Source organism: Clostridium ljungdahlii, assembly GCF_001636845.1.
Taxonomy (GTDB): Bacteria; Bacillota; Clostridia; order Clostridiales; family Clostridiaceae; genus Clostridium_B; species Clostridium_B ljungdahlii_A.
The window spans coordinates 1-719 of the sequence record NZ_LITT01000059.1 but is presented as its reverse complement, the minus strand read 5'-3'; the positions used below and the strand labels follow the sequence as shown (position 1 = coordinate 719).

At 41.8% G+C, this 719-nt stretch carries 2 rRNA genes; both read right to left on the bottom strand.

The features are described from left to right. Positions 1–379, bottom strand: a 23S ribosomal RNA gene (locus WY13_RS16815); the annotation flags it as partial. 261 nt (positions 380–640) lie between these two features. Further along, a 16S ribosomal RNA gene (locus WY13_RS16810) occupies positions 641–719 on the bottom strand; the annotation flags it as partial.

Sequence of the window (719 nt, the reverse complement as noted above, 5' to 3'; positions counted from 1 at the left end):
TTTCATTTACAGGGCTTTTACCTTCTCCGGCGGAGCCTTCCAGCTCTCTTCAATTAACACTTCACAGTATTTATGACCTATCCGCAACCCCAGGAACAAGTTCCTGGTTTGGGCTCTTTCCCGTTCGCTCGCCGCTACTTAGGAAATCGATGTTTCTTTCTCTTCCTCCGGGTACTTAGATGTTTCAGTTCCCCGGGTTTGCCTCTACAAACCTATGTATTCAGTTTGCAGTACCTAGNGTTATCTAGGTGGGTTTCCCCATTCGGATATCTCTGGTTCTCTGGCTATTTGCGCCTACCCAGAGCTTTTCGCAGCTTATCNCGTCCTTCTTAGGCTCCTGGTGCCAAGGCATCCTCCATGCGCCCTTTGTAGCTTGACCTTTACTTGTCGAAAATTGCTTTTAGCAATTTTCTTTGTATCATCTACAAAGGTTATATTATAACCTTAGCTTTACTTCATTTCTTATTTACTGTGCAATTTTCAAAGGACAATTTTTCAATTTACATTCCAAATTGGCTGTAAACTGAAAGAAGAATCTATGAATTTATCATAATCCTTCAAAATTAAACAGAGTAGATTGTAAACTTACTTAGACCATCAATTTATAAGATAGATTATACTCTATCTTTCGACTCCCTAGAAAGGAGGTGATCCAGCCGCAGGTTCTCCTACGGCTACCTTGTTACGACTTCACCCCAATTACTAACCCCACCTTCGGC